21 protein-coding genes and 1 pseudogene are annotated in these 22,290 nt (G+C 64.2%); 6 read left to right on the plus strand and 16 right to left on the minus strand.

What is annotated here, in order from left to right:
* Positions 1–19: 19 nt before the first annotated feature.
* The gene (proB, locus tag ACX4ZE_RS00515) at positions 20–1,120 is read left to right on the plus strand and encodes a glutamate 5-kinase (protein ID WP_480271625.1); all 1,101 of its coding nucleotides are present in this window, start codon (positions 20–22) and stop codon (positions 1,118–1,120) included.
* A 24-nt stretch (positions 1,121–1,144) separates the two neighbouring features.
* Here proB and ACX4ZE_RS00520 read toward each other — a convergent pair whose 3' ends face one another.
* The 11 genes and pseudogenes from ACX4ZE_RS00520 to ACX4ZE_RS00570 form a co-directional block, all read right to left on the minus strand.
* Positions 1,145–2,071 (minus strand): WXG100 family type VII secretion target, encoded by a 927-nt coding sequence (locus tag ACX4ZE_RS00520; protein ID WP_480271240.1) that lies wholly within the window; start codon positions 2,069–2,071, stop codon positions 1,145–1,147.
* Positions 2,068–2,442, minus strand: coding sequence for a hypothetical protein (locus ACX4ZE_RS00525; RefSeq protein WP_480271241.1), 375 nt, complete (start codon positions 2,440–2,442; stop codon positions 2,068–2,070). Before ACX4ZE_RS00525 ends, ACX4ZE_RS00520 begins: the two co-directional genes overlap by 4 nt.
* A gap of 105 nt (positions 2,443–2,547) precedes the next feature.
* Positions 2,548–3,252 (minus strand): ESX secretion-associated protein EspG, encoded by a 705-nt coding sequence (locus ACX4ZE_RS00530; protein ID WP_480271242.1) that lies wholly within the window; start codon positions 3,250–3,252, stop codon positions 2,548–2,550.
* Between the two features lie 121 nt (positions 3,253–3,373).
* Positions 3,374–4,468, minus strand: coding sequence for a methyltransferase (locus tag ACX4ZE_RS00535; RefSeq protein ID WP_480271243.1), 1,095 nt, complete (start codon positions 4,466–4,468; stop codon positions 3,374–3,376).
* 337 nt (positions 4,469–4,805) lie between these two features.
* Positions 4,806–5,585: a MerR family transcriptional regulator gene (locus tag ACX4ZE_RS00540; protein ID WP_480271244.1), complete on the minus strand. Its 780-nt coding sequence runs from the start codon at positions 5,583–5,585 to the stop codon at positions 4,806–4,808.
* A gap of 189 nt (positions 5,586–5,774) precedes the next feature.
* Positions 5,775–7,286, minus strand: a complete 1,512-nt coding sequence (locus ACX4ZE_RS00545; protein WP_480271245.1) for a flavin-containing monooxygenase — start codon at positions 7,284–7,286, stop codon at positions 5,775–5,777.
* An 11-nt stretch (positions 7,287–7,297) separates the two neighbouring features.
* Positions 7,298–7,700, minus strand: a pseudogene (locus ACX4ZE_RS00550) (hypothetical protein).
* Between the two features lies 1 nt (position 7,701).
* On the minus strand, positions 7,702–8,598 hold the full coding sequence (locus ACX4ZE_RS00555; protein ID WP_480271246.1) for an SDR family NAD(P)-dependent oxidoreductase: 897 nt from the start codon (positions 8,596–8,598) through the stop codon (positions 7,702–7,704).
* A 357-nt stretch (positions 8,599–8,955) separates the two neighbouring features.
* A complete protein-coding gene (locus tag ACX4ZE_RS00560) occupies positions 8,956–9,906 on the minus strand; it encodes a D-isomer specific 2-hydroxyacid dehydrogenase family protein (protein ID WP_480271247.1) in 951 nt (316 codons plus the stop codon).
* Positions 9,907–10,039: 133 nt separating this feature from the next.
* Complete coding sequence (locus ACX4ZE_RS00565; RefSeq protein WP_480271248.1) at positions 10,040–12,172, minus strand: RecQ family ATP-dependent DNA helicase; 2,133 nt, start codon at positions 12,170–12,172, stop codon at positions 10,040–10,042.
* Positions 12,173–12,291: 119 nt separating this feature from the next.
* A complete protein-coding gene (locus ACX4ZE_RS00570) occupies positions 12,292–13,224 on the minus strand; it encodes an alpha/beta fold hydrolase (RefSeq protein ID WP_480271626.1) in 933 nt (310 codons plus the stop codon).
* A 145-nt stretch (positions 13,225–13,369) separates the two neighbouring features.
* On the opposite strand from ACX4ZE_RS00570, the gene ACX4ZE_RS00575 reads away from it, so the two are divergent.
* On the plus strand, positions 13,370–13,852 hold the full coding sequence (locus tag ACX4ZE_RS00575) for a hypothetical protein (RefSeq protein ID WP_480271249.1): 483 nt from the start codon (positions 13,370–13,372) through the stop codon (positions 13,850–13,852).
* A 232-nt stretch (positions 13,853–14,084) separates the two neighbouring features.
* Here ACX4ZE_RS00575 and ACX4ZE_RS00580 read toward each other — a convergent pair whose 3' ends face one another.
* Complete coding sequence (locus tag ACX4ZE_RS00580; protein WP_480271250.1) at positions 14,085–14,960, minus strand: ribokinase; 876 nt, start codon at positions 14,958–14,960, stop codon at positions 14,085–14,087.
* A 109-nt stretch (positions 14,961–15,069) separates the two neighbouring features.
* On the opposite strand from ACX4ZE_RS00580, the gene ACX4ZE_RS00585 reads away from it, so the two are divergent.
* The 3 genes from ACX4ZE_RS00585 to ACX4ZE_RS00595 all read left to right on the plus strand — a co-directional run bounded on the left by ACX4ZE_RS00585 (position 15,070) and on the right by ACX4ZE_RS00595 (position 18,741).
* The gene (locus ACX4ZE_RS00585; RefSeq protein ID WP_480271251.1) at positions 15,070–16,335 is read left to right on the plus strand and encodes a glutamate-5-semialdehyde dehydrogenase; all 1,266 of its coding nucleotides are present in this window, start codon (positions 15,070–15,072) and stop codon (positions 16,333–16,335) included.
* 93 nt (positions 16,336–16,428) lie between these two features.
* On the plus strand, positions 16,429–17,307 hold the full coding sequence (locus ACX4ZE_RS00590) for an AAA family ATPase (RefSeq protein ID WP_480271252.1): 879 nt from the start codon (positions 16,429–16,431) through the stop codon (positions 17,305–17,307).
* A 3-nt stretch (positions 17,308–17,310) separates the two neighbouring features.
* Complete coding sequence (locus tag ACX4ZE_RS00595) at positions 17,311–18,741, plus strand: vWA domain-containing protein (protein ID WP_480271253.1); 1,431 nt, start codon at positions 17,311–17,313, stop codon at positions 18,739–18,741.
* A 621-nt stretch (positions 18,742–19,362) separates the two neighbouring features.
* Here the strand turns inward: ACX4ZE_RS00595 and ACX4ZE_RS00600 are convergent.
* From ACX4ZE_RS00600 to ACX4ZE_RS00615, 4 genes are all read right to left on the minus strand, one after another.
* Complete coding sequence (locus tag ACX4ZE_RS00600; protein WP_480271254.1) at positions 19,363–19,551, minus strand: hypothetical protein; 189 nt, start codon at positions 19,549–19,551, stop codon at positions 19,363–19,365.
* Positions 19,552–19,636: 85 nt separating this feature from the next.
* Positions 19,637–20,062, minus strand: coding sequence for a hypothetical protein (locus ACX4ZE_RS00605; protein ID WP_480271255.1), 426 nt, complete (start codon positions 20,060–20,062; stop codon positions 19,637–19,639).
* Positions 20,063–20,247: 185 nt separating this feature from the next.
* The gene (locus ACX4ZE_RS00610) at positions 20,248–20,892 is read right to left on the minus strand and encodes a site-specific integrase (protein ID WP_480271256.1); all 645 of its coding nucleotides are present in this window, start codon (positions 20,890–20,892) and stop codon (positions 20,248–20,250) included.
* A gap of 257 nt (positions 20,893–21,149) precedes the next feature.
* Positions 21,150–21,398 (minus strand): PIN domain-containing protein, encoded by a 249-nt coding sequence (locus ACX4ZE_RS00615; protein WP_480271257.1) that lies wholly within the window; start codon positions 21,396–21,398, stop codon positions 21,150–21,152.
* Between the two features lie 220 nt (positions 21,399–21,618).
* On the opposite strand from ACX4ZE_RS00615, the gene nadD reads away from it, so the two are divergent.
* Positions 21,619–22,260 (plus strand): nicotinate-nucleotide adenylyltransferase, encoded by a 642-nt coding sequence (gene nadD / locus ACX4ZE_RS00620; protein ID WP_480271258.1) that lies wholly within the window; start codon positions 21,619–21,621, stop codon positions 22,258–22,260.
* The last annotated feature ends 30 nt before the right edge of the window (positions 22,261–22,290 follow it).

Genomic DNA, 22,290 nt, shown 5'->3' on the forward strand with positions numbered 1-22,290 from the left:
TGAGGCCGATTCGTCGGGGTTGAGCGCAGCCCGGCAGGCGATCTCGTCAGCGAGAAGTGTTGTGGTGAAGATCGGCTCTTCCGCGTTGACCAGCCTGAAGGGCGGCTTGGACACCACGCGACTGGATCGACTCGCCGACGCGGTGGAGGCGCGTATGCGCGCGGGCTCGGATGTGGTCGTCGTATCCTCAGGTGCGATCGGTGCGGGCATCGCGCCGCTCGGACTGAGCAGTCGTCCACGTGATCTGGCCACCAAGCAGGCTGCCGCGAGCGTCGGTCAGCTGGCCCTAGCCCATGCCTGGGGAACATCGTTCGCCAGATACGGCCGCACGGTTGGGCAGGTGCTGCTGAGCGCCGACGATTTCGCTCGCCGTGAGCACCACCGCAATGCGCAGCGCACGCTGGATCGCCTGCGTTCGCTCGGCGCGATCGCGGTGGTGAACGAAAATGACACTGTCGCGACGGAAGAGATCCGCTTCGGAGACAATGACCGGCTCGCCGCACTGGTCGCGCATCTGGTCGGCGCCGATGCCCTCGTGCTGCTGTCCGATGTAGCGGGGCTCTACGATGGTGACCCGCGCAAGGGCGCGGCCACGTTCATTCCCGAGGTCCGCAGTAGTGCGGACCTGGACGGTGTGATCGCGGGCAGCGGTGGTGCGCTCGGTACCGGTGGCATGGCATCCAAGCTGTCCGCGGCCCGCCTGGCGGCCGATGCGGGCGTGCCTGTCCTGTTGGCTGCCGCGTCTTCGGCCGACACCGCATTGACCACCGGCACAGTCGGCACCGCGTTCGCCGCCCGTCCGGTGCGGTTGTCCGCCCGTAAGTTCTGGGTCCGGCATGCGGCCGACAGCCGCGGCGTGCTGCTCATCGATGACGGTGCGGTCCAGGCGGTGGCGCACCGACGTCGCTCACTGCTGGCCGCGGGTATCGTCGGCGTTCGAGGCCGCTTCTACGGCGGCGATGTGGTCGATTTGGTGGCCTCCGACAATCGCGTTGTCGCGCGTGGCGTCGTCGCATACGACAGCGCCGAGCTGACGAGCATGCTCGGCCGTTCCACCGCTGAACTGCCTGACACGATGCAACGGCCCGTCATCCACGCTGACGATCTGGTCAAGGTGTGATCCGCACTGGTGCGCGCGTTACCGCTACGGGACGATTCCGGGCTGATTCTTCGTAGGCGGCTGGTGCCGGCCGCCCTCTATCGGGCCGGTGACACCGGGTTGACCACCTGGGTCGGGCAACGGGATCGTGGGGTTCGTCAGGCCTGGGATCGGGGGCTGTGCCGAGGGCGTGGGTCCCGGGAGCTGCTGGGCGGGAGGCGCTTGCTGGGGTGACGGCACTGGAGAGGGCTGCTGTGTATCGGGCTTTCGCTGGCCGGGATGATCCGAATCGTGATGTGGTGCGGGAGGTTGCGAGGAGGCAGGTGCGGGGATCGTTGTTCCCGAATCCGATTCGGTATCCGGATAGGTGTGTTCGGACAGCGGGTGTTCTGATCTGTCGGGCCGGATCGGTCGAGTCTGGGGCGATGCCGCGGATGTGCCGGGTGGGGTGGGCAGGGCGGGTACGTCGGTTCCTGCCGCGGAGTAGGCGGGCTTGTAGATCGTGTTCATCGCCAGCACTGCCTCTTGGCGCAGCGCCTCCTGTGCCATCTGCGCGTCGATGACGTGCGCGGCCTCCAGGACTTTCGCGATCGCGCCGACTGGTCCGGAACCACCGGGCGGCACTATCGCTACCTTCACTGCCTCGGCAGCCGCGGCGACCCCACCGAGCCGGGCACCGACCTGGCCGAGTACTGCGGCCAGTTCGTCTATCGATGCTGTGAAGCTGCGGATACCTGCTTCGGCGGCATCGGCGGTGGCGCCTTCCCATTCCACCGAGTTCATCATGCGATCCACGGCAGTGCGAGTGAGCGGGAACGAGGTGGTGAGTGCTCCGGCCACCTCCAACCAGGTCGCAGAGGCGCACAGTAGCTGTGCGGCATCGATTTGTTGTGCTTTGGCGTAGATCTCCTCGTGTCGCATCGACTCGAAATGTTCCATCGAACCGATGTAGGTGGGATCGAAGCTGGTCATCGGGGCAGCCTCGTCTCGACGGCGCGCAGCGCGGCGGCACCGGCGGCGTCGGCCTCTTCGAGGAGGCCGCCGCTGATCAGGAATGCTTCTTGTAGCCGGTGGGTCGCCGCTATGTAGTGGTCGAGCAGGGCCGCCGCGTCCCGCGCTTTGTGCCGAAAACCTGCCCGTAACTGCTGTGCGGAGACGAACCCACCGAATCCGTCGAGTTCCGCAACGGATTCCAAGCACTGTTGCAAGTAGAGCAGCTGATCAACTTGCCGGTGGTACATTTCGGCGCACTTGCGCGCCGCCGCTGGGTCGAACCGGACACGCCCGTCCTGTGCTGCCTGTTTGAATCGTGCGATATCGGTTCGGCTGGTCTCGATCGTCATCGCTCACCCCTGAGGTCGGTCGATATGGCTCAGACTAACCGGAAGCGGGCGTCGGGGCAGCAGTAGTCGGTCAAGGCCCGCACTGTCCACAGTCGCCGATATGGCTTATCCCGGAATGCGTTTCTGCAGTTGGACAGCGATCTGTTCGGGTGAGACAGGGGTGATGCGTACCTCGCTGCCTGCCTTGATCAGGTACCGGCCGTCGTTACGTACGTCGATCCAGGTATAGAGGATCGGTGGCGGCGGGGCAGGACGATCCAGCCGTGACTCGATCCGGATATATCCCTCTGCGGTATGTGGCGCGAGCAGTAGTCTTCGGATTCGCACTGCGGCTGAGCATGGCGCCGGAACGGACTCATCGTCGCGTACCGCGCCGCCGGAAGCGACCCGAGCGGGTTCTGTGCCCGGTGGCGTTGGTGGTAATAGCGCTGCGATCCGCTTGCCCAGCTTGGCGCTGTGCCCGATTGAAATCCGCACACGACCACCGAAATCCGGGGTCGGTCCCGGTTGTTGTATCGCGAGCACGGCGTGGTTGTAGATGCCTACGGCCAGCAGCCGTAGTTCGTTGCCGGGCTGATACGTACCGCCGACCACGACGATCCTGGTGTGCGGCTCGGCCAGGATGCGCAGGCACGCCGAGAGATCGGGATCGGACCGAGGTGGCAGCCGCTCGGCGAGCGCCGTGCGCAGCCGCTCGGCGTCGTTCTCGTTGCTCGGCGTCGTCATGATGCGCAGTGGGAAAGGAGTGCGATCACTGTCGGTCTCGCACCAGATATGAGCGAATTCATCCGGAGTGAAGGTCCAATCCACGGTCGAATAGCCTTTCCGCCGAATTCGCCGATAGTGTTGCCAGCATAGCGGTCTCGGTTCCGGTAACGGAGCGGTCCGATACGTGCGGCCAGGATCGAGGCCCGATGCCGCAGGGCGGCTTTCAGCTCACCCGAGCCTCCAAGATGTTTTCCGGGGAGACCGTCGGTACGCGTTTGGTCAACGTGAACCCGTGGCGTTCCAGGAGCCGACGGTATTCGTTTTCGGTTCGTTCCCTGCCGCTGACTTGTACCAGCATCTCCAAATCGATGGACTTACTCGGATGCGGGCCCGCGTGTTCGGGCAGGACCATTTCGATGATCAGCAACCGGGCATCGGGTTCCATGGCGTCGCGCACCGCATCCAGGATGCGTCCCGCGTCTTGTTCGTCCCAGTCATGCAGGATGTGTTTGAGAAGATAGGCGTCGCCGCCTTTGGGCACGCTGTCGAAGAATGATCCACTTTCGCTGGTGCAGCGGTCGGCGAGGCCTAGTCGGGCAAGCCGGTCGGGTGCGGAGGTTATGACCTCGGGCAGGTCGAACAGGATTCCATGCGACCGGGGGGCACGGCGCAGGATTTCGGTGAGCAGAATCCCCTCCCCGCCCGCGACGTCGACGATGGTCGAATAGCGGCCGAAATCGTAGGCCGCCAACAGCGGTTCGAGCGCGGAAGTGTTCATGCTGGTCATCGCGCGGTCGTAGCAGTCGCCGAAGTCGCGATCGTGCTGGAGATAAGCGAAGAACGGCATTCCGTGCAGCTTTTCGGCAACCGGTTTGCCTGAACGGACGGCTTCGACCAGATATGACCAGTGGTTTCGGTGGCCGGGCGAACCGAAGAGCAGCACCGCGTCACGCAGCGACACCGCCGCGTCCCGGCGCAGCGCCTGCGCTATCGGCGTCAGCTTATACCTGTCGTCGCGCTGCTGGGCGAAGATGCCGTAGCTGATCAGCAGCCTTAACAGTCGCCGCAGGGCATCCTCGTCCGCGTCGAGCGCCGCCGCGAGCTCCGCGCCCGAACGTGGGCCTGCGGTCAGCTCATCGGCGATACCCAGCTCGGCGGCGGCGTGGATTGCCTGCGTGGTCCATCCCGCTGTGATCAGCTCCATCAGTGCGGTATGCCCCGGCACCAGCTTGCGATACGCTGTGGCCAGCAGGTTGCGGACCGTTTCGACGGCCTGGACCAGTGGTAAGGGGGGTATTCTCGTTCGGTCGGGTAGCACAGCGATTCCTTCTGTCGAAGGGACGACGATCAGCTCGAGTCAGAGTTGGCGACCTGCGTTTGCCTGAGAAGTACGTCGCGACTGTTAGAGAGGGTATGTCGCACCGGAGCTGATGTGCACCAAAGCGGGCATATCGGATTTCGCGTGTCGACTCGGCGGCCCCGCCCGCAGCTGTGCTCCAGGCGGCACTATGGTCGAGAGCCGGTTGTTCGAGGTGGGCGTGCTCGGTGTCCTCCAGTCTCACTGGAGCGAGGTGGCCTGATTGTGCTTCCCGGATCATGCCGCGGGCGCTATCGCCGAGGACATCGGCGGGATCCGCCGGGGATGCGTAGTCGGCTCAGGTCTCCGGAGTTGATTCGGTACACTCCCGGTCTGCGGCCGTGGCGAGGTAGTCGCCGAGTTCGCGTCGCAGTGTGACGTCCAGTGAGCGGGCCAGCGTAGCGTGTACCGAAGTGACCGCCAGTCCGCGCATCTTGTTCAGCATCGTTGTGGTTTCGGTGATTTCACCGTTGGTTTCCGGCAGCCAGCCGGGTCCGTGCGTATCGATGATGTGCTGTTCGGCGGCAGTGATCATTATATGCGTGATGTCATCGATCCGCTCGGCCACCGCAGCGTAGATCTCGATGAATGTGCGTAGTTCTATACCGTATTCGTGTAGCTCGGTGAACGAGGTGAGCAGTTGGTTCTCGGTGAACACTATCGTGTCGTCATCGAACCGGATCAGCTTCATCTCGTGTAGCCGCTCGACCAGCTCGTCGGCCTCGGCGCCGAGGATGCTGCCGATCAGCTCGCGTGGTACTTCGAGGGCTTTGTCCTCGGCCCGAGCCGCTGTCACGGCATGTTGCAGACCGAGTACCTCGGTCAGGTCTTTACCAGTCTCCCAGCTAGTGATGAAGTCGGCGATATGTGCGGTGGTGAAGCCGCGGTGTAGCAGCGCATCGATCAGGCGCAGGCGTGCCAAGTGCGCGTCGGCATAGATGCTGGCCCTGCCATCCTTGCCGACCGGTGGCGGCAGAAGTCCGCGTTCCTGGTAGGCGCGCACATTGCGGGTGGTGGTGCCCGCGGCGCGCGCGAGGTCATCGATCCGGTACTCCGGCGTCGACCCCACCTCCCTCACTCGCTACGGCACTACTGGACCGGCGGCACATAACTGAATTCACGCGGACCGTATTCTATCGCCCGCGTTATCGGTTCCTGGCCTCGACTTTCGTCGGAGCTTCGCTCCGGCGTGATCGGGTTCTGCGGGCTCCGAACTGGCGTCGTCCACAGTCGACACGCGGTTACCTATACCGGTGAGTTTCCGCGGTCAGGAGCTGGAGGACGGGGTGAGTTGTAGTTGCCGATGGTCGGTGCGTGACTCGACTACGAGGTAGTCGTTCAGATCGACGGTGCGCAGCTGGCGGAGGTACTGAGTGGCGAACCCTGGATACATAGTCGGGTTGAATCCGTCTTCGGTGATGTACCAGCTGCGGCATCCAGAATTCCAGGTCGTGGCGGCTAGCCTGCGCTGGATGGCGGTGTTGTAGCGATCCTGCCGATCTCGTCGGACATCGAGTATCAGCAGATCCCGGTCCAGAATCGTATCGATGGCGCTGACCAGGTATTCGATTTGCGCCTCCAGATACACCAGCGCTGAGTTGTGTCCAGGCCCGGAGTTGGGTCCGAACGTGAGAAACAGATTGGGGTATCCCGACACCGCGATGCTTTTGTAGGCGTAGGCCCCGTGCGCCCACTCCTCGGCGAGAATCCGTCCGTCTCGTCCGACCACCGGTATGGGCGTTCCGGTCTTGGGCACCTCGAAACCAGTCGCGAAGACAAGGCAATCCGCTTGGTGCTCGATTCCTTCCGCGGTGCGAATACCCTGCTCGGAGATCTTGACGATCGGCCAGGTGATCAGCGTGCAATTATTGCGCTGAAGTGCAGGGTAGTAGTTGTCGCTGAGCAACAGTCGTTTGCAGCCTGCCCGGAATTGTGGGGTGAGCTGACGGCGCAGCCAAGGATCCTCGACCTGTCTGCGCAGCTGTGCCTTGGCGATCAGCTCGACCACTCGGGTCAGCGGCGTGTTCCAAACCACTCCCAGCGCGATCGACTCGTGTCCGTAGAGCCAGGCAAGCCGTGCCAACTGCTCAGTAACGGGCACCTGATGGTAGAGCTTTCTGAGGAAACCGGGGGTGTGCGGGTTGATTCTCGGTAGTACCCAGCCAGGGGTGCGTTGGAACACCTTCACCGAGGCGGCCTTGCCGACCAGTTCCGGAATAATCTGAACGGCGCTGGCTCCGGTGCCGATGACCGCGACTCGTTTGCCGGTGAAGTCGTAGTCGTGATCCCACCGAGCACTGTGAATGGTGCGGCCCCGGTAGGTCTCTATGCCGCGGATATCGGGGAAGCCCGCGTTCGCCAGCGGTCCTGCTGCCAGCACTACGGTACGCGCCAGGATTGCCTCAGGGTGTCCTTCGACCGTGATCTCCCAGATCCCCGCTCGCTCATCGAACACGATGCCGCTGACAGTGTGCGCGAACCGGATGTGCGGGTGGAGCCCGAATTCGGCGGCCACCGCTTCGATATAGTCGAGAATCTCGTTACTGTCGGAGTAGACGTGCGTCCAATCCGGGTTCGGTGCGAAACTATATGAATACAGCTGGGACGGAATATCACATGCTGCGCCGGGGTAGGTACTGTCCCGCCAGGTGCCGCCGATTGTGCGGGCGCGCTCCAGAATTGCGAAATCAGTGATCCCGCGCTGCCGCAGACGGACAGCTGTGCCGATTCCGGCGAACCCACTGCCGATGACAGCGACATCGAGGGTGTGCGTGCTCATCGGATTTCCTGTTATGCGGCCTGTCTATGGGTCAGTTCCCTCGACCAGGTCGGATTACGGCGCAGCAGCGTTTTCGGGACCAGGCCGGTGATCTTCACCAGTGTGTCGGCGACGCGGTGGTAGGGATGGCCGCGGTCGATGATCCAGCTTCCGTGCAGTTTGACGATCTGGTACATCGGGAGCCTGCGAGCGAACTCGCTGCGTTCGCCGACACCGGCATACCGTTTGAGCGCGGTGTACAGCTTTTCCTCGTCGATCCCCCCACACCAGGTCGGCCATGAACGGTTTTAGTCTGGCGTGCAGTTCGGGGGTGATCGTCTCGGCGCCGGGTGCGTTCCAGTCGATATCGGCCAGCGCCCACTGGCGGTCCTTGATCTTGCGTAACATGTCGTCGAAGTCCAGCGTGACGGCCATGTCAGATTCCTGTCCTCACGGTGACCGATGTGTGGTTGCTATTGCTCGAGTTCGCTTGGGGAAGTAGTTTTCTCAGTAGACCCATGGCATAGGTGTAGTGAGCGGGAAAGTACCGTTTGAACAGCCATACGACCTGGGCTTCCAGCTGGGGCAGTGCATAGAGCTGCCCGCGGTCGTGCGCGTCGAGGGCGGCACGGGCAATGCGTACAGGTGAGGAACCGGTCCAGCGCATGAAAAGGTCGGCCAGTTGCGCCGATTCCTCGGTGATCCGGCCGTCGCGTGCGACATTCGTCCGGACGAACATCGGGCACAGCACGGTGACCAGGACATCGGTGTCGCTCAGCTCCGCGGCCATGGTTTCCGACAGTGCCAGCACGCCCGCTTTGGACACATTGTAGGCGGCCATCGAAGGGGCGGCAGCGAATCCGGCGGCCGAGGCGACGTTGATGATGCCGCCGCGCCCTGCCGCACGCAGGCGCGGGGTGAACACCTCACAGCCGTGGACAACACCCCGCAGGTTGATATCCAGCGTCCACTGCCAGTTGTCGAATCCGATGCGGCCTACTGGTGTGCCGCCGATGCCGACGCCCGCATTGTTGATCACCAGGTCGACCGGTCGCTCGAACAGCGTGTCGGCGAAATAAGCGAGTGACTCCAGGTCTTCGTGCCGGGACACATCGCAGCGGAAGGCGTGAGCGACGCCGGGATGGGTGTTTTCTATGAGAGCGACTGTCTCATCAGTGCGTCCTATATCGATATCCACGCAGAGTACGTGGCCACCGCGGGCTGCGATCTCGCGAGCGAACGCGCGGCCGATGCCGCTGCCGGCACCGGTGACCACGGCGTGCGCGCCATAGGTGCGCCGGGACCTGACCATCAGTCTGTCCGATCCGAACATCTCAGCTCACCTTTCCGCGCCGGAGATAGCCACGCGCCGGAGATAGCCACTGGTACACAAGCAGCCGACGTCGCGGTCACGGGCGATGCGTGCCGAGAGCACGGTGAGAATGCCGGGACCGAGGTCCGCATCCACCCTGTCCTGTATTGAGGATCAGTCAATAATGTGCCAGTTGTCAATGGCACATTTATAGAAGGCCGATCAAAGCTTCGTATCCTTTCCGCGTACGCCGATGTTGATCGGGGCGATTGCGCGGAACCGTTATGCGCGGATGATCAGCCTTTCCTGGCGCATCATTGTTCGACGGTGCGCGGCTGCGGCAGCCTTGAACCGGACTGCCACCCAGATGTTTCGCTATCAGTAGCCGCGTGCGGGATCGACCGGCGCCAAAAGCTCCCGTTCAGTGATGAACCGCAGGATGTTCGCCGCGACATGATCGGCGAACGTCGCGAGACGCAACTGTGGTGGGTTCGAATCATGCGGTGTGATAATGGCATTCGGTAGCGTCCAGAGCGGGTGGCCATCGGGGAGTGGTTCGGGATCGGTGACATCGAGCCCGGCGCCGCCGATCGCGCCCGAGGTCAGCGCGGTCACCAGCGCGTCGGTGTCGATCAGGCTGCCACGGGCCACATTGATGATCCAGGACGAAGGCTTGAGTCGGGCTAGTTCGTCCGGGCCGATGAGATACCTGGTGGCAGGCGTGGCGGGCGCGGCGACGACTACGTGGTCAGTGTGCGGCCAGACTCGGCCGAGATGAACGGCGGGGATCGTTTCCACGGTCTCCGGGATGCCGGGGCCGGTGACCGGTCGCCCACTGCGGTTCACTGCGATCACACGCGCACCGAGTGGAAGCAACATCGGAATCAGTGCCCGGCCGATGCCGCCCGCACCGACGATGGTCACCGTCTTGTTACGCAGCGTGCCGACATGCGGAAAGAAGTCCTGTTGCCGCCAACTCGTCGCGCGCAAATGTTCGGGAAGGTAGCGGATACCCGCGAGGAGCAGCATGAGCGCGTGTTCGGCCACGCTGTTCGCAAAAGCTCCTGCGGCGGAAGTGAATACAACGTCGGGATATTTGGCGAAGACGCCTGCGGTGAACCAATCCTCGACACCGGCGGCCGGGAGCTGGACCCATTCTACGGTGGCAGGCAGGGTATCGGGGAATTCGCCGGGACCGCCGACCCAGATCAGCCCGCGTGCTTCGTCGAGCTCGGCTACGACCGCGCCCGCCTCCATTACTGCTTTCTCCAGTAGAACCGGAGGAGGTTCGGTGGGGCCGATCGCGATCGGCACGGTCGTTCGGTTCACGGCCGGGCCTCCTTCGGTGCGCTGGAACATGGTTGGAGCAGATGAACAGCGGTTGAGCTGCTGCTGCGACCGTAGCATCGCGGCGGAAGCGGCAGCGTGTCATAGGGCCTTCGATTGTTATCCCGCTGTACTGTCACGCCGGTGCAGCCAGCGCGAACGGCAGGACGGCTTCGATACCCGCGGCGCGCAGGGTGTGGGCAGCGACGGTGAACGTCCAGCCAGTGTCGGTGACCGTGTCCACCAGCAGGACAGGCCCCCGCACCGCGGAGAGATCGGGAACCTCCCATGAGTCGAACAGGCCCGCGACACGATGTGCGGAGTTCGCCGCGGAGATCGGCGGTCTCCCCGGCCGGGAGCGCAGCGTGCCGAGATCGCGCAAGCGACCGACTGCGGCGAGCCGGGCGGCGAGTGTGGTGGTGAGCACGGGATAGCACGCCGACTCCAGCGCGAGTACCGTAGTGGGTCGGGTTGCCCAATCCCATTCGCGCAGCACGGCGAGGCAGGAGTCGAAGACCTCGTCGGGGACAGGGGCATCTGGTCCGTCGAACAGGGCGCGCAAGCGCTGTCCCCAGCCGAGGTCGGTCAGTCTGCCGAGCGCACGACCGGTCTGTGCGCCATCAGTGATCTTGCCGGACAAGGGGACTCCGAGTTTCGCCATACCAGTGGGCCACTGCTTACGCGGTGTGATGTCGATGCCGGGACGGTCGAGACGAGCTCTGGTCGCGGCGACGGCATCGGCGGCGACGGCCGGATCGGGGCGGGTGCCGGTGCAATTGTCACAGCGTCCGCAACCGAGCGAATCCGTGAGATCGGCGGGCAGTCCAGGGTCGTCGAGCCTGCGGCGGAGGAACTCCATCCGGCAGCTAGAGGTGGTCTGGTAGTCGAGCATGGCCTGCTGTTCGACCTTACGCGCGGCGGACAGGCGCTCGTAACGTTCGGTGTCGTAGGTCCAGGACAGGCCGGTGGCGATCCAGCCGCCGCGGACTCGACGCACCGCACCGTCCACATCGAGGACTTTCAGCACCATCTCCAGCCGGGAGCGGTTCAGCTCGACCAACGGTTCCAGTGCCGCGGTGGACAGCGCTCGCTCGGGATCCAGTGCGTCGAGCACCGCGCGCACGAGGTGCTCGGGCGGAAACGCGACAGAGGCGAAGTAGCTCCAGATTCGCGCATCTTCGGGGCCTGGCAGCAGGATGACGTCGGCGCGCTCGCTGCCACGCCCGGCGCGCCCCACTTGCTGGTAATAGGCGATGGGGGATGAGGGTGAGCCGACATGCACCACGAATCCGAGGTCGGGCTTGTCGAATCCCATGCCCAGCGCTGAGGTGGCGATAAGTGCCTTCACCTCATTGTTCAACAGTGCGATTTCCAGCGCTTCGCGCTCGGCGGGATCGGTCTGGCCGGTGTAAGCGGCCACAGTGTGGCCGTGCCCGTTCAGTACATCGGCCAGGTCGTGCGCGGTGGCGACGGTGAGGGTGTAGACGATGCCGGAACCGGCCAGCCGGGGCAGGTGACTGCTGAGCCAGGCGGTGCGTTCCACAGCATCCCCGAATCGGAGCACCGACAGGTGCAGCGACGCACGATCCAGCGAGCCACGCAGCACCATGGTGTCGGTGCCGATCTGTGTGGCGACATCGGTGACCACCCGGTCATTAGCGGTCGCGGTGGTCGCGAGTACTGGCACGTCGGAGCCGAGGTCGGCGATTAAAGTCCGGATCCGCCGGTAATCCGGCCGGAAATCGTGGCCCCAATCCGATACGCAGTGCGCTTCGTCGATCACCACCAGTCCCGCGTTCGCCGCGAGCCGGGGCAGCACGTGGTCGCGGAAGTCCGGGTTGTTCAGCCGCTCCGGACTGACCAGCAATACATCGATCCGGCCTGCGGCGACGTGTGCGTGGATGTCGTCCCATTCGGTGAGGTTGCCCGAATGGATGGTTGCGGCGATCACTCCGGCACGTTGCGCCGCGGCCACCTGATTGCGCATCAGCGCTAGCAGCGGCGATATGATGACTGTTGGTCCATGACCGGCTCCGCGCAGTAACGCGGCAGCGATGAAGTACACCGCCGACTTGCCCCATCCGGTGCGCTGCACGACCAGCGCCCTGCTCCGTCGTACGACCAGCGCTTCGATGGCGGTCCACTGGTCCTCGCGCAGCTGTACGCCCGACCCGGCCAGCGCGCACAGTAGCTGTTCGGCCTGTTCACGCAGATTCGGGGCGGTGATATCGATCCACACGGCATCGGTCGTCGTGGTCATGCGCTCCATCGTGCAGGAGGACAGCGACACTTTGTGTCCGAGGACAGCGACACTCTGTGTCCGAGGACAGCGACACTCTGTGTCCGAGGACACCGGCGCACTTGGATCCGCCGCAATGGCTTGTGCGGTCAGGCGGGTCGCGTGGTTGCCCTCGCCAGCTCGATCAGCCGGGTTCGGACCAGGTCCGGTCGCTCTTCGACAATGAAGTGTCCGCAATCCTCGACCAGTTCGAGACGGTAGTCATCGGCCCGCGCTGTTTCTTCGTCCGCGAGTGCGTGATGGACTGCGACGTCATCGACCCCGAAGAGGGCCCGAATGGGTACTCGGGCCCGGCGTCGTTCCCCGCGCCGGGCCGAGAGCGGTACTTCATGCAGCAGGAAAGTGCGATAGGTGTCGGTTGCGCTGCGCGCGCAGACCGGGTCGCGGAAGCGATCGGCGTACGCGCGAATCACGTCCGGCCCCAAAGCGTCGCGGTGGCGTACCCCACCGGCGAAGATCAGTTGCTCCAGGAATCGGGTGCGTCGCTGTAGGTATTCGCCAAAGGCGGCGACCGGTGGTTGATAGGTCAGCAAGCGCCACATGTGTGGAAGGACACTACGCGGTGTCTGCCATGGGTGGGCGATGTTCAGCGCCAAGAGTGCGTCGAACCGCTCCGGTGATCGCAGTACGAGCAGGTAGCCGAGATAACCGCCCCAATCGTGCCCGGCCAGCAGGACGTGGTCGAGGCCGAGTGCGTCCAGCAACGCGAGCAGGTCCGAGGCGACATCCTCCTTTGCCCAGCGGTGCGGTGCGGGTCCAGACCAGCCGTATCCGGGCAGATCCGGTGCGATGATCCGCAAACCGTCCGGCGGATCGGCGAGCAGGTGACGGTAGGCGTAGTGATGCTGCGGCCAGCCGTGCAATGCGAGCACTGGGCGTCCATCCACTGGACCGGCCTCGGTGATATGGAAGCGGACACCGCGTGCGGTGACGAACGATCTGCGCACGTCGCGGATCGCAGGCGGATCTGCCACCGAGTCCGGCTCCGCAGTGGGGGAGAAGAACGAGGGCCGCCAAGGCATAGTCAATGGTATCGAGGGGTTCGCTGGAAAATCCATACCGAGAAATACCAGTTCGACGCTGGGCCGCATCTGCCGCGAAAATAACTTCGACAAAGGACAATGGGGCCGACAGTATCCTGGTCCTGGTTTCGAGTAGGAGGCAGCTATGTCGAGCCACTACCAACCACCGGCGGGTTGGGCGCCGCCCGGTGCGGAGTTCCGTACCAGTGGCAACGTCTTCCGTACTGTGGTCGGCACGCTCATCGGCTTGATGGTGACGCCGATCGGAATCGGTTTGGTAGCCAACGGAGCCCTCGACAGCAGGCAATGGGTGATCCTCGGGGGCGTGGAGGACCGATGGAGCTCGAATGCGCAGATCATTGTGGGCGCGCTATTGCTGTCGCTGGTCGCGCTACTAGCCGGCTACGCACCCGCTGGCACGGTACTCGCCGGTCTGGTGTGGGGACTGCTGCCCGGCCTCGCGCAGATCTTCTTTCCCGACGACACCTGGCGTTTGATCGAGCACTCTGCGGGACTATCGCCGGAACTGCGTTCGGCCGCGCACCATTGGGTACTCAATGGCTTCGCTCTGGCACTAGGACTGATTCTGACCGGCGCGGGGTTCGCCGCCGTGCTGCGTCGGCGCTGAACGTCGGCTTCGCGCCGGGCGTGCGTGATTCACCGGGTGCGTAGCCGACTACGTGGTGTTCACCCTTTGATGCAGAGCACCTGGCGCAGTGTCACGACGACCTCATCCAAATCGCTTTGTGCCGTCATAATTATGTCGATGGCAAGGATCGAAGGTGCCTGCCGCACTGGAATATCGACCGGAGGTCGAGGTCACTCGGCACCGGTGGCCGACTCCAGGATGACAGCCGGCGTCATCCGGCGAGCATGGCGATGATCTCTTCCCTGGCTGGGATCGAGGTGCTCGCCCCCAGCTGGGTCGTCGCCAACGCTCCGGCCGCGCATGCCCAGTCCAGTGCCTGCTCCGGGCCGCGGTGCCAAGCTGCGGCCAGCGCGCCGGTGAAGGCGTCGCCTGCCCCGGTGGTGTCGATGACGTTCACCGTAGGGGCCGGGCGAGACAGCTGAGCACCAGCAGGCCCGCGATAGGTGGCGCCTGCCGCGCCCTGGGTGACGACCACGTGCGCGACGGCATCGAGGTCGGTGCAGAGTTGCTGTGCTTCACCCGAATTCAGCACGGCCACATCGACATCGGCCCACAGCTCCGCAGGGAGGCGTCGGACCGGAGAAGGATTCAGCACAACTGTGGTGTCGTGTATCCGGGCATGGTGTACGGCGGCGGCGACAGTCTCGATCGGAATCTCCAACTGACACAAGAGGATGTCGGCCGCCGCGATGGTCGCCATATCGGCCTCGGACAGCGCGGTCATCTGCGCGTTGGCGCCGCCGACGACGATGATGGTGTTCTCGCCTTCACTGTCGACCACAATCGTGGCGATGCCGCTCGGCCCGGTAACGGTGCGCAGCCGGTCCACCGCCACGGCGGAATCCGTGAGTGCTCTGCGCAACCCGGCAGCGAACATATCGTCGCCGACCGCGCCGAGGAAACGCGTCCTGCCACCGGCGCGCTGTGCCGCGATGGCCTGATTGGCGCCCTTTCCGCCGGGAACTATGGCAAAGCTCGTGCCGAGCACCGTTTCACCGGGATCCGGCCGGCGCGTGGTCGTGGTCACCAAGTCCATGTTGATGCTACCGAGCACCGCGATCGCTGGGGTGCACGATTCTGTCGTCATACCGCTGGAAGGTAGCTTCCGGATCTGCGCCCCGCACCCCCACCTGTCCGCGTCAGAGCCTCGCGCAGTGGGTGGAAGCAGCGTCGTACCCAGTGCGTAGGCTGTATCCATGACGGTAGGAATGACGACCCAGCCGGATCTGCGCGAGGTGGTGCACGAGGCCGCGCGCAGGGCTCGGATCGCGGCGCGGTCGCTGGCGCAGCTGACCACCGCGCGGAAGAACGACGCGCTGCGTGCCGCCGCGGACGCGCTGCTGGCGGGCGCCGATCAAGTGCTCGCGGCGAATGCCGAAGATATCGCGGCGGCACGGGCCGAGGGTACCGAGGAGTCGTTGTTGGACCGGCTGCGGCTGACCGAAGCTCGTGTCGACGGCATCGCTTCCGGTCTGCGTCAGGTGGCCGAGCTGCCCGACCCGGTCGGCGTGGTGGTCCGTGGCTCCGCCCTGCCGAACGGCCTGGAAATCAGGCAGGTGCGAGTTCCGCTCGGGGTGGTCGGCATGGTGTACGAGGCCCGGCCGAATGTCACCGTCGACGCGTTCGGGCTCACGCTGAAATCCGGCAACGCGGCTCTGCTGCGCGGTTCCTCCTCAGCGGCTCGATCCAATGCTGCCCTTGTCGCAATCCTGCGTGAAACGCTTGTTGCGCAGGAGATCTCGGCCGATTCCGTACAATTGTTGCCGAGTGAGGACCGAGCCAGCGTGATCCATCTGATTCAGGCGCGCGGTCTGGTCGACGTAGTCATCCCGCGTGGAGGAGCAGGGCTGATCAACGCGGTAGTCCGTGACGCGCAGGTACCCACCATCGAGACCGGCACCGGGAACTGCCACGTCTACGTGCACGCGGCCGCAGATCTGGATATGGCCGAGCAGATTCTGATCAACGCCAAAACCCGCCGTCCCAGCGTGTGCAATACGGTCGAGACCCTGCTCATCGATGCCGCGATCGCAGATACCGCGCTGCCCCGGCTCACCGATGCATTGCGGCGGCACGGCGTCACCATCCACGGAAATCTGCCAGGCCAGGTCCCGGCCACCGATGCCGACTGGGGTGAGGAGTACCTCACCTTGGACATCGCGCTGGATGTGGTCGACGACTTGGACGCGGCGGTGGAGCACATCAATACCTGGGGTACCGGCCACACCGAGGCCATCGTCACCGGCGACCTGGCCGCGGCGCGTGAGTTCACCAGTCGGGTCGACGCCGCCGCCGTTATGGTGAACGCATCCACCGCCTTCACTGACGGTGAACAGTTCGGTTTCGGCGCCGAGATCGGCATTTCGACCCAAAAGCTGCATGCCCGTGGGCCTATGGCCCTGCCGGAATTGACCTCGACGAAGTGGATCGTCTGGGGTGGGGGTCAGATCCGGCCCCTCTGATACGCAGGCCTCAGCCGCGCGGGTGACGTCGTATAGGCGTCACCCGCGCGCTGCCGTAGCGTAGAGATGGGTTCGGAAGAAAGGTGTCGGGTGGTGTCGGACAGGGCAGAGCAGGAACCAGTCTTCGAATCGGTGCAGGATGTGATCGACCAGTTAGCGAGCACCGGGTATCTGGCGGACAAAGCCACCGCTACCTCGGTGTTTCTTGCCGATCGGCTGGGCAAGCCGCTGTTGGTCGAAGGACCGGCCGGCGTCGGCAAAACCGAGCTGGCGCGCGCGGTCGCGCAGACCTCGGATGCCGAGCTGGTCAGGTTGCAGTGTTATGAGGGCGTCGACGAGGCCCGCGCACTCTACGAGTGGAACCATGCCAAGCAGATCTTGCGTATCCAAGCCTCCAGCGAGAACGACTGGGAGGAGACGAAAGCCGATGTCTTCACCGAAGAGTTCCTGCTATCGCGACCGTTGTTGACCGCGATCCGACGCACCGAACCCACGGTATTGCTTATCGACGAGACGGATAAGGCCGATGTCGAGATCGAGGGTCTACTGCTCGAAGTGCTCAGCGACTTCGCGGTGACGGTGCCTGAACTGGGCACCATCACCGCCGACCGTAAACCGTTCGTGGTGCTCACCTCCAACGCCACCCGTGAGCTGTCCGAAGCGCTCAAGCGCCGCTGCCTCTACCTGCACCTGGACTTCCCGGACGAGGAGTTGGAGCGGCGTATTCTGGCCAGCCGGGTACCGGAGTTGCCCGCCGCGGTGGCCGCGCAGCTGGTGCGGATCGTGCATGTGTTGCGCGGGATGCAGTTGAAGAAACTGCCCTCGGTCGCCGAGTCGATCGACTGGGGCCGTACGCTGCTCGCGCTCGGGTCGCAAGACCTGGATGACACCACCGTGCGGGCTACGCTCGGTGTTGTGCTCAAACATCAAAGCGACCACCAGCGTGCACTGGCCGAACTGAAGCTGGCCTGAGCCGTGGCAGCGGGCCCGGGCTCTGCGGATGTCGCGTCGTTGCGCGCGCCGCACGGGTTGCCCGGACACCTGATCGGATTCGTGGCAGCACTGCGGGCACGCGGGATCCCGGTCGGCCCTGCAGAGACGGTGGACGCGGGCCGGGCGATGACCGTGTTGGATCTGATGGACCGTGAGACATTGCGTGAAGGTTTGGCGTGCGCGCTGCTGCGCCGCACCACACATCGCGCTACCTTCGACGGACTGTTCGATCTGTGGTTTCCGGCGGCGGTAGGGGAACGCGCCGCAGTCGCGGACGAGGTCGAGATTCCTCACCTGCCGTCGGGGCAGGTGGACATCCCGGCATTGCGTGAGCTGCTCGCGGAACTGCTCGCCCAGGGAGATACCGCGGCTTCGCAGCTGGAGGCGTTGGCCGCGGGACTGGTCGAGCGACTCGGCCGGTACCAGTCCGCGCGCGGTCCTTCGTTCTCGGCGTATCAGGCACTGAAAGAGGTGCAGCCGCAAACCTTGCTGGCCAAGATGCTCGCCGGATTGGTCGACAAACCGGACGCAGGCGAGTTCGACCTCGAGATCGCTCGGCGTGCAGGACGCCGGCGCATCGCCGGTTTCCGCGCGATCGTCGAAGCGGAGACCAAGCGGCGCGTCGCTGAACGGATCGGCCGCGAGCGGGTGGCAAGTTACGGTGTCGCCCGGCAAGCCGAGGATGTCGATTTCCTGCGTGCTTCCGAGGCCGAACTCGTCGAGCTCAAACGGAGTACCCAGCGGTTGGCCCGCATCCTGGCCTCCCGGCTGGCAGTGCGGCGCAGGCACGCCCGTCGCGGCGAGATCGATCTGCGGCGAACCCTGCGTGCATCCATGTCGACCGGCGGGGTGCCGATCGATCTGGTGAACCGCAAGCCGCGGCCAGGGCGTCCGGAGCTGGTGCTGTTGTGCGATGTCTCCGGCTCAGTGGCCGGTTTCAGTAATTTCACGTTGCTGCTGGTGAGCGCACTGCGCGAACAGTTCTCCCGGGTGCGGATCTTCGCGTTCGTCGATCAGGTCGATGAGGTGACTCGGTTCTTCGATCCGAGTGCTCTGCCGGACCAGGCGATGACCAGGATCTTCACCGAAGCGAGTGTGGTGGGCATCGACGGGCATTCCGACTACGGACACGCACTGGCCGGGTTCGCCGATATCTATCCGGATGCGGTCACCAGTCGCAGTTCGCTGCTGATACTCGGTGATGCTCGTACTAATTACCGCGACCCGGAATTGACCACCCTGCAATCATTGGTCGAGGTCGCCAAGCATGCGCACTGGCTCAACCCGGAGCCGCGTAGCCAGTGGGGTTCCGGTGATTCTGCCGCCGACGTCTACCGTGAGGTGATCGAGATGCACGAATGCCGTTCGGCCGGACAGCTCACCGCAGTGGTGTCCCGGTTGCTGCCCGTATAAGGGCTGAAGCCGACCGAGGTAGTGCGCTGCGATCATCCCGTGGCTGGACGAGCCGGGCGATGGCCTCGCTGACGCAGTCGATGTGCAGATGGTGTCGTCAGTTGGCGCTGCCGCACTTACCGGCCCGCGTAGGCAGATAAGTGCGGCCTGTGACTCGCAGGGCAAAGTGGCGGTATTTTCGCGCTGTCAGGTGGCGCCGATGACGAGTACGCTGCGGGTGTTTTCGACGACAACGCCGGGTATCCGGGGACACATCATCCAGACCCCGATACCTGCTGTCGGGCAATCACTGTCTGCTGCTGGGGCTGTACGGTCGAAGTTCCGGGTCCGAGAGAAGACAGTGATTGAGTAACCAACAGTCGACGAGTTCCTGACTGTCCCGACTTTGCTCATCTCACTCAATCCGGCCTGGACCTGAGTCATTCTGTGCGACCTCGGCGTTGAATCCTCCTCTGAAGCTATGTCGGCCCGGCCGATCCGATCAGCGTGGTGACCGTGCTATCGGATACTGTCTCGACCCTGGTGGAAGCAGCATGCGCTGGGTCGGTGGTCCGCAGCGCAGCGGTGGTGGAGCCGGTGTGGTGTCCGAGCCGCCGCGCTGCGCACCTGTCAGGTTTCGGGTCAGCTGCTGCCCATCATCCCGCCGACGGTGGCTTCCAGGGTGTAGCTGGTGCCGACGATGTGGTCGGTGCCGGAGATCGTCAAGCTTTGGATGGTGGCTTGTGCCGAGGGTGCTGCGAGAACAACGACGGCTGCTGTCGCGGCGAGGCTGGTCAGTCGGGTGCCCGCGCGAAGGGCTCGGGTACGCACTTTTGTGGATTGTGTGTGTGTTTCACATTTGTCACAGTCATGACTGCGGTCTCTTTCTGTTGGAAGGGGTCTGGTTCGTCGAGAGTCAGCCGAGCAGGCTGCTCAGGATCCCGTTTGCGCTTCCGGTGCCGCCACCGCCGCCTGGTTTGCTTGGTTTGCTGCGGACGTTGACGACGATCGTCTTGGTGCTGTTGGCCTGCGTGGCGGTGATGGTATGCCGGCCAGGGGAACTCGGGGTCCACTTCAGTGTGGCTTTGTTCACTGTCTGGGGAAAATGGGGGCCACCGATTCTGGCGCCGTTGGCGGTCCAGGTGATGGGCAGGGCGAACGTCATGCCACCGACAGTGGCTTCCAGGGTGTAGCTGGTGCCGACGATGTGGTCGGTGCCGGAGATCGTCAAGCTTTTGACGGTGGCTTGTGCCGAGGGTGCTGCGAGAACAACGACGGCTGCTGTCGCGGCGAGGCTGGTCAGCCCGGTGCTGACCCGGCAAGCGGTGGTAGTGCTGGGCATGAAGTACTCCTGTGTGCTTCTCAGCTGTGATGGGAATCACACAGTAGAGGATCATTTATGTAAAATTCTCGTGTTTCACAAAGAAAATTTATGAAACAAGCGCAGTGGCGGAGGAACCGGGTCTGTTCCAGGCGCACGCCGAGCGCGCTGAGGCTGTTGGCGCCGACCCAGCGTGCAACCGGTACCTAGTGTGTCGCGCAGGCTGTGGCTGGTGCGGTAGGGATTCCGGCTGCTGCTGCGCGGGTGACAACTTCGCTACATGCCCGCAGTGACATTCGTGAGGTGCAGGGGGTGCCGTATCGGCCGATGGGTCGGAACAGTGGCCCGGCCGAGAGGCCGGCTGCCTCGATCCATGTCCGCACGGCTCGGACGGGGCAGGTTCCGGAGTGGGTGCCTTGTTCTACGGCGGCGGCGCGGGCTCCGGTTTTGCCGGAGCGGATGGTGACGGCTAGGCCTTCGTCGTGTTCGGTCACGTCGCTTACGTCCAGGGCGGCGAGGTCTGACCGGCGGGCGGCGATGGCGAAGCCGAGTAGGATGATGGCGCGGTCGCGGTGCCAGGCGAGGTTCGGCAGCAGCGCGGCGCAGATGCGCTGTAGGTCTGGCACGGTCGCGGCTGGTGCTTGTCCTCGGCCGCGTGGAGTGTTCGTTTTGGCCAGTGTGCGGCGGTAGTTGGTGAGGGTTTGGCGGGCGGCGCTGATGGTTTGTTCGGGGACTTCGATGCCATGGTTCTGGCGCGGGGTCATGATGACGCCGTAGAGGCGGCGTTTCGCAGTGTCCGGAACCAGTTCGTTGCGTTCGTGCCAGGCCATGAATACCACGAACACGCCCACGTTCATGACGGTCGGCGGTTCTGGTATCCCGTGCGGAACTTGTTTGGCGAGAGTGGAATTCAGATCCTCGAAGAATCGCAGCCACGCGCGCCAGTCTGCGCGGTATGCCTGCTCGGTGTTGCGGATCGGGCGGGCGTACTCGGTGGCCGCCGATCTATCAACGTGGGGTCTGCCAGCCGCGCGCTTCGGCTGGAACGATATCGGTCACGGCCGGATCATAGGCACCGGCACCGACGAAAACCGGTGCGTCCGTCCTGTTACTGCCACGGGTCGATAATGGGCATTCCTACGGACTCGAACGGCGAGGTGTCGCGGGTGGCGATGGCGAAGCCCGCGGCAGCCGCTGTGGCGGCGATCATGCCGTCAGCGGTGGAGATGGCGAGCCCGGTGGCGCGGGCAGCGGCGCGGAGGCGTGCATATTCGGTGGTGGCGGTCAGGTCGTAGGCCAGGATGCGGCCGGAGAACGCGGGGCAGGGTGCGGTCTTCGAGCCACCTGGCGTATTCATCACAGAAGTGAGCGCGGCGGAACCGATCAAGAGTCTACAGCTTGCCCCAACGGCACGACGCCCCAGGGCGGGCACCCGGATGCTGAATCAACGAACTCCGCCCCATCACAATGTCGGCGGAACGCCCGCAGCACCCTCGTCATCGGTACCACCTGACACCGCGAAAACACCGCCACTCTCCGCCGCGAGTCACAAGTGCGGCCCGTTAAGCTCGGCAGTCATGCACGGGACAGGTCGGCGTAGGCACAAGCTCGGGGTGATGGGCGGTACATTCGATCCCATCCATCACGGGCACTTGGTCGCCGCCAGCGAAGTCGCCCATCGTTTCGACTTGGACGAAGTGATCTTCGTCCCGACCGGACAACCGTGGCAGAAATCGCACAAACGAGTCAGTTCGGCTGAGGATCGCTACCTGATGACCGTGATCGCGACCGCGTCCAACCCACGATTCTCGGTCAGCCGCATGGATATCGATCGAGGCAAGGTCACCTACACTGTGGACACGCTGCGGGAGATGCGATCGCACTATCCCGAGGCTCAGCTGTACTTCATCACTGGTGCGGACGTGCTGGCCGACATCCTGACATGGCAGGATTGGGCGGAACTGTTCGAACTGGCGAAATTCGTCGGGGTGAGCCGTCCAGGGTATGAGCTGAACACCGATCATCTCGAGGAGTACCTGCGAGATCTTCCGACGGATGCGGTGACCATGATCGAAATCCCCGCATTGGCCATCTCGTCGAGCGAATGCCGCCGTCGCGCCGCCGAGAATCGGCCGGTGTGGTACCTCGTCCCAGATGGCGTGGTGCAGTACATATCGAAACGGCACCTGTATGTGCCCGGAGCAGCGGAAGGTAGCTGAGCGTGAGCGAGCGCAGCGGGATCTCCCGAT

Source organism: Nocardia sp. TBRC8007, from assembly GCF_056629435.1.